The following is a 5,335-nucleotide window of genomic DNA, read 5'->3' as shown; positions in this document are numbered from 1 at the left end:
CACACCATCGGAATTCACGCCACGGACTGCAGCCACCTCAGTCCTGCTGATCGGCTGTTTGAAGGCAATGATGGCCAGCGCCTCCAGAGCCGCGCGCGACAGGCGCTGCCGCGCCCGCCCGCGGTGGTACTTGCGCACCCACTGGGCGAGGTGAGGGCGCGTGAACATCTGAAAACCTCCGGCCACGCGCCTGATTTCAAAGGCGTGTCCGTGCTCCCGATAGTCGTCATTGAGCTGCTCTACTACCCGCTCCAGCAGTTCCGCGTCGACCTCTTCCAGTGCTGCCCGGATGCGCTGCAAGGTGACTGGCGCATCCGAGGCGAAGATGAGCGCCTCAATGATCTCCTTGGCGGTCTCGAACTCCATCAGGCTCCGTATATCCAGATCTCGGCAAAAGGAGCAGACTGTCGCACGACCACAGCCCCTCGCCGCATCAGTTCCAACAGGGCCAAAAAGGTGGCAATCATCACCAACTTACTCTCCAGACCGGCGATGAGGTCAGCAAACAGCGCCTCGCCGTGCGTGTGGAGATAGTCGAGAATGTAAGTAATTTGTTCATCTACCGAGGCTTCGGCCTCGCGAATCTCGTGATAGGTAACACTGGAGGCGCGCTCCAGAAGCACACTGAAAGCGGCGACCAAGTCGTAAAGAGACACCTCATGGGTGTCCCACTCCTCCTCCGCGTACCCGTCTCCATCCACTGCCACTTGCAGGCGAGGAAAGTGGTCACGCTCCCGCTCTTCAAGTTCTGAGAGGCCGACCGCCACCTGCTTGTACTTCTGGTACTCCAGTAGCCTTTGCACCAACTCGGCGCGGGGATCCTCCTGCTCCTCTTCCAGCTCCTCAGGGCGCGGCAGAAGCATCTGCGCCTTGATGTGCATCAGCCTGGCGGCCATGAGGATGAATTCCCCGGCCACGTCAATGTCCAGATAGCGCATGAGGTCGAGGTACTGCAGGTACTGCGCCGTGATCTCCGCGATGGGGATGTCGAAGATGTCCACCTCGTTCTTGCGGATGAGGAAGAGGAGAAGTTCGAGCGGTCCCTCGAACTTTTGCAGACGCACCGTGTAGGGCATGCGTTATCCAATCCTCATCGCGGCGCGCACCAGGGCCATGGTCTGAGCCGCTTCCGCCCGCGCCCGGGCGTTCCCCTGCGCTATGATGTCCTGCACTTCGTCCATGTGGGCGGCATAGTAGCTGCGCCTCTCCCTGATGGGTTCCAGGAAGGAGGCCAACTTGCCAGCCAAGTTCTTCTTGCACGCCACACACCCCAACGCACCACTGCGGCAGTCACGCTCGATGTCGCTGACCTCATCGGGGTTGAACTTGCGGTGGAACGTGAAGACCAGGCAGATTTCTGGCCGTCCTGGGTCGCCGCGGCGGATCTTCTGGGGATCGGTCACCGCCGTCATTACCTTGCGTTGAATCTCCTCAGGCTCATCGGAAAGCAGGATGGTATTGCCCGCCGACTTGCTCATGCGGTTGCCGTCCAAACCAGGGAGACGCGCGAACTCGGTCAGCAGTGCCTCCGGTTCGGGAAAGACCTCTCCATACAGCGAGTTGAAGCGCCGAGCGATCTCGCGGGTGAGTTCCACGTGGGGAACTTGATCCTCGCCGACCGGCACCGCATGTGCGCGATAGATGAGAATGTCCGCGGCCTGCAGGACTGGGTAGCCCAGATGGCCGTAGGACATCCGGCTGTCCAGGCCCAAGTCGCGCGCTTGCTCCTTGACCGTTGGGTTACGTTCCAGTCGAGGCACCGTAACCAACATGGCGAAGAGCAGGAAAAGCTCGGCGTGCTCCTTCACCTGCGACTGGACAAAGACCACGCTCTTGTGGGGGTCGATACCAGCGGCCAACCAATCGATCACCATCTCGATGGTGTCGTTGCGGATGCCGCTCGTGTCTTCGTACGAGGTGGTCAAGGTGTGCCAGTCGGCCACCATGTGAAAGTTCTCGTACTCCCCCTGCAATCGCACCCAGTTTTCCAGTGCGCCCGCGTAGTTGCCCAGATGCAGGCGGCCAGTGGGGCGCATACCACTGAGAATTCGTTTCTTGCTCAAAGACTCACAGCTCCCTAAACTGCGTTCGCTGCCGACGATCTCCCCTGCGTGACCGGACCATGTGGTGTCAGTTCATGAAGAGGTAGGGCTTCCACCGCTCGTCGCTCACGCCCACGAAGTGCTGGATGAAAAAGAGGTTGTTCGGCTTGCGCGGCTGACGCAGCAAGCGCATCCCTGCCTCCTCTGGCGTACGATTCCCCTTGCGCGTATTACAGCGCACGCATGCGCACACCAGATTCTCCCACGTGTCGTTGCCGCCGTGATCCTTGGGTATCACGTGATCGACCGTCAGTGGGCTTCTGGTGGTCCCGCAGTACTGGCACCGGTGGCCGTCCCGCTTGAGGATGTTGCGCCGCGTCAGAAGGATCCTCTTGCGCGGCACCTGGATGAAGCGTACCAGGCGCACAATGCTCGGCAACGGCAATGTAGTGGACACGGAGCGCACGAGGTAGGGGTGACGCTCGATGATCTCTGCCTTGCCGAGATAGATGAGCACGATCGCCTTCTTGGCACTGGTGACGCTCATCGGCTCATAGTTCTGATTCAGCAGCAGAACGCCTTTGTTGAGTGTGGCCGCGGACATCTCTTTGCTTTTCTGACCGTTACCCTCCTTTCCAGCTTGACCTTGAATTTAGCACAATGCGCCCAAATAGTCAAGCTCTTTTTGCCCGCACCCTCATGCGCCCGCTCAGAACGACTCTGCCTCGTCGATCAGCATGATGGGTATGTCATCTTCCACCCGGTACTTTAGGCGGCAGGCGTGACAAATCAGCTTCTCGTTTTTCTGGTCGTATTCCAGTTCGCCTTTACACTTGGGGCAGGCCAGGATCTCCAGTAGTTCCTTGTCAAGCATAGGTTCCTCCGTCAAAGACTCACTTTGTCCAATAGCCGGTTTTCTAAGAGCACCTCATGCGATCGGCGTACGCCAATGGTGCATCTATACGCCCTCTTGCCCTACCCTGCGGATGACCATGAGAGTGATGTCGTCTGCCTGGGGGACGCCCGCACAGAATCGCTCCACATCGCTGAGCACTGCGTCGAGCACCTGTTGCGCACTCTGGTTGCGACAGCGCTCAAGCACTGCAAAGAGCCGCTCCTCCTCATACTGCTCCCTGTGCTTGCCACGGGCCTCAGTCACGCCGTCCGTATAGAGCACCAGCATTTCGCCGGGTCTCAGGACAAGGGAGCCCTCCTCATAGTCGGCCTCCTCCACTGCTCCAAGGATGAGGCCGCCTTTCTCCAGCTTGGTCACCTCACCGACACGACTTATGTGCACGGGCGGGTTGTGCCCGCAGTTGATGTAAGCAACTTCGCCGGTGCGGGGACAGAGCTCCCCATGAAAAAAGGTGATAAAGGTGCCGGCCGCCGTACACTCGAAAACGAGCCGGTTGAGATTCCGGACGCGCTGCGGCAAGGGCCGGCGACTGTGCACCTGGGCGTGCAGCCCGCCGTGCAGTGTTGCCATGAGCAGTGCGGCAGGTATTCCCTTCCCGGAGACATCCCCTATGGCGAACGCGACGCGCTCTCGATGCTTCTCCAGGAAATCGAAATAGTCCCCGCCTACTTCGTGGCACGGTCTGTTGGTTGCCGCAAATTCGTAGCCAGGGACGTTTGGGCTCTCCGTAGGCAGGGGGCGCTTCTGGATCTCTCGCGCCACGGCCAGTTCGCTGTCCAATCGCTTCTTTTCCAGGGCCTGCTGGTAGAGCTTGGCATTCTCCACGGCGATAGCGGCATGCACCGACAGCGCGTCGAGGAACTCTTCGTCCTCGGAGGTGAAGCGCCCTCGTTTCTTGTTCAGGACCTGGAAGACGCCGATCACTTTGCCCGCGTTGTTGCGCATCGGCATGCACAAGACGCTGCGGGTGCGAAAGCCGCTCTTCTGGTCCATCTCCGCGTCGAAGCGCGGATCCTCATAGGCGTCAACCAGGTTCACCGTTTCGCCGGTCTGCGCCACCTGTCCCGCGATCCCGCGCCCAAGTGGCAAACGGATCTCCATCTTCCTATCCGAAAGGAGGACCCGTGACCATATCTCGCCCCTTTCCTCGTCCACCAGGTAGATGGTGCCAGCAGTCGCCGCCGTGTTTTCTAACGCGGTGCTGAGAATCAGCTCCAGAAGCCGGCTGAGGTCAAGCGTCGAGTTGATGATCTTGCTCGCCTCGACCAGGGACTGCAAGTGGCGCATGCGTTCCAATGCGGAGCGCAGCTTTTCGGCAGTGCGTACCTGGGTCATAGGGGCCTCTTCGCGCACCTCGGGGCTACTTTTCTTGCCACGCACCCATGCGCGCAAACTTTTCGATGCGCAACCGCACCAGCTCTTCGGGAGGCAGCTTTTCCAAAGGTGGCAACTCTTCCAGGATCGCTTCTTTCACCAACGCTGCGGCCTCCTGCGGGTTGCGATGTGCCCCTCCGGCAGGCTCGGGTATGATGCGGTCAATGACTCCCATCTTGAGCAGGTCCGGAGCGGTAACCTTCATTGCCTCTGCCGCCTGAGGTGCTTTGCTTGCATCGCGGTAGAGAATTGCCGCGCACCCCTCTGGCGAAATAACCGAGTACCAAGTGTTTTCCTGCATCATCACGCGGTCACCGACGCCGATCCCCAGGGCTCCGCCGCTGGCACCTTCGCCGATGATGACTACGATGATCGGCACCGGCAGGCGCGACATCTCTAACAGATTGCGGGCGATCGCTTCTGCCTGGCCCCTTTCTTCGGCGCCGATGCCGGGATAGGCGCCAGGAGTGTCCACCAAGCTGATCACCGGACGGCGGTACTTGGCGGCAAGCTTCATGAGACGCAGCGCCTTCCGGTACCCCTCGGGGTGCATCATGCCAAAATTACGATAGATCTTCTGCTTGACGTCTCTGCCCTTCTGCTGCCCGAAGATGACCACCGGCTTGCCATCGAGTTTCGCTATGCCGCCAACCAGCGCCGGGTCGTCGGCAAATGCCCGGTCGCCGTGGAGTTCGATAAAGTCGGTAGTCATGTACTCGATGTAGTCGAGGGTGTAGGGGCGCTGCGGATGGCGGGCAAGCTGCACGCGCTGCCACCGCGTCAGCCGGGAGTAGATCTGCTTACGGAGCTTCAGAGCTTTCTGCTCGAGCCGCCGGATCTCTGCCTCCATCTCGACGTTCTCTGTGCTCGCGTAGGCCTTCAGCTCGGCGATCTTCTTTTCCAGTTCGACCAGCGGCCGCTCAAAGTCCAATACGAAGCCCATACCTTTCCTCTGACTGGATTTACTTCACAGATCAAGCACCGCCTTGATGAGAATCTCCAC

General features: G+C 59.9%; 7 protein-coding genes. All 7 read right to left on the bottom strand.

All coding sequences use genetic code 11. The features are described from left to right. Positions 1-366: SMC-Scp complex subunit ScpB (locus H5U38_11235; protein MBC7187598.1), on the bottom strand; the 366-nt coding region annotated here is incomplete at its 3' end. Then, the gene (locus tag H5U38_11230) at positions 366-1,076 is read right to left on the bottom strand and encodes a segregation/condensation protein A (protein MBC7187597.1); all 711 of its coding nucleotides are present in this window, start codon (positions 1,074-1,076) and stop codon (positions 366-368) included. The genes H5U38_11235 and H5U38_11230, both read right to left, overlap by 1 nt. 3 nt (positions 1,077-1,079) lie before the next feature. After that, positions 1,080-2,063, bottom strand: a complete 984-nt coding sequence (gene trpS / locus H5U38_11225; GenBank protein ID MBC7187596.1) for a tryptophan--tRNA ligase — start codon at positions 2,061-2,063, stop codon at positions 1,080-1,082. Positions 2,064-2,130: 67 nt separating this feature from the next. Beyond that, positions 2,131-2,646 (bottom strand): HNH endonuclease, encoded by a 516-nt coding sequence (locus tag H5U38_11220; protein MBC7187595.1) that lies wholly within the window; start codon positions 2,644-2,646, stop codon positions 2,131-2,133. 105 nt (positions 2,647-2,751) lie between these two features. Then, entirely contained in the window at positions 2,752-2,916 is a 165-nt protein-coding gene (locus H5U38_11215; protein ID MBC7187594.1) for a Trm112 family protein, read from the bottom strand. Positions 2,917-3,000: 84 nt separating this feature from the next. Further along, entirely contained in the window at positions 3,001-4,293 is a 1,293-nt protein-coding gene (locus tag H5U38_11210) for a SpoIIE family protein phosphatase (protein MBC7187593.1), read from the bottom strand. 25 nt (positions 4,294-4,318) lie between these two features. Beyond that, complete coding sequence (locus tag H5U38_11205; protein ID MBC7187592.1) at positions 4,319-5,275, bottom strand: acetyl-CoA carboxylase carboxyltransferase subunit alpha; 957 nt, start codon at positions 5,273-5,275, stop codon at positions 4,319-4,321. Positions 5,276-5,335 lie beyond the last annotated feature (60 nt).

This window comes from Calditrichota bacterium, from assembly GCA_014359355.1.
Lineage (GTDB): Bacteria > Zhuqueibacterota > Zhuqueibacteria > JANLFK01 > Oleimicrobiaceae > Oleimicrobium.
The sequence above is the reverse complement of the archived record's forward strand: the minus strand, read 5'-3'. Positions and strand labels throughout refer to the sequence as shown.

Bases quoted from the DNA above. Each gene is read 5' to 3' on its own strand.
- H5U38_11230 (MBC7187597.1), bottom strand. From the start codon at position 1,076: ATGCCCTACACGGTGCGTCTGCAAAAGTTCGAGGGACCGCTCGAACTT.
- H5U38_11220 (MBC7187595.1), bottom strand. From the start codon at position 2,646: ATGTCCGCGGCCACACTCAACAAAGGCGTTCTGCTGCTGAATCAGAAC.
- H5U38_11215 (MBC7187594.1), bottom strand. From the start codon at position 2,916: ATGCTTGACAAGGAACTACTGGAGATCCTGGCCTGCCCCAAGTGTAAA.
- H5U38_11210 (MBC7187593.1), bottom strand. From the start codon at position 4,293: ATGACCCAGGTACGCACTGCCGAAAAGCTGCGCTCCGCATTGGAACGC.
- H5U38_11205 (MBC7187592.1), bottom strand. From the start codon at position 5,275: ATGGGCTTCGTATTGGACTTTGAGCGGCCGCTGGTCGAACTGGAAAAG.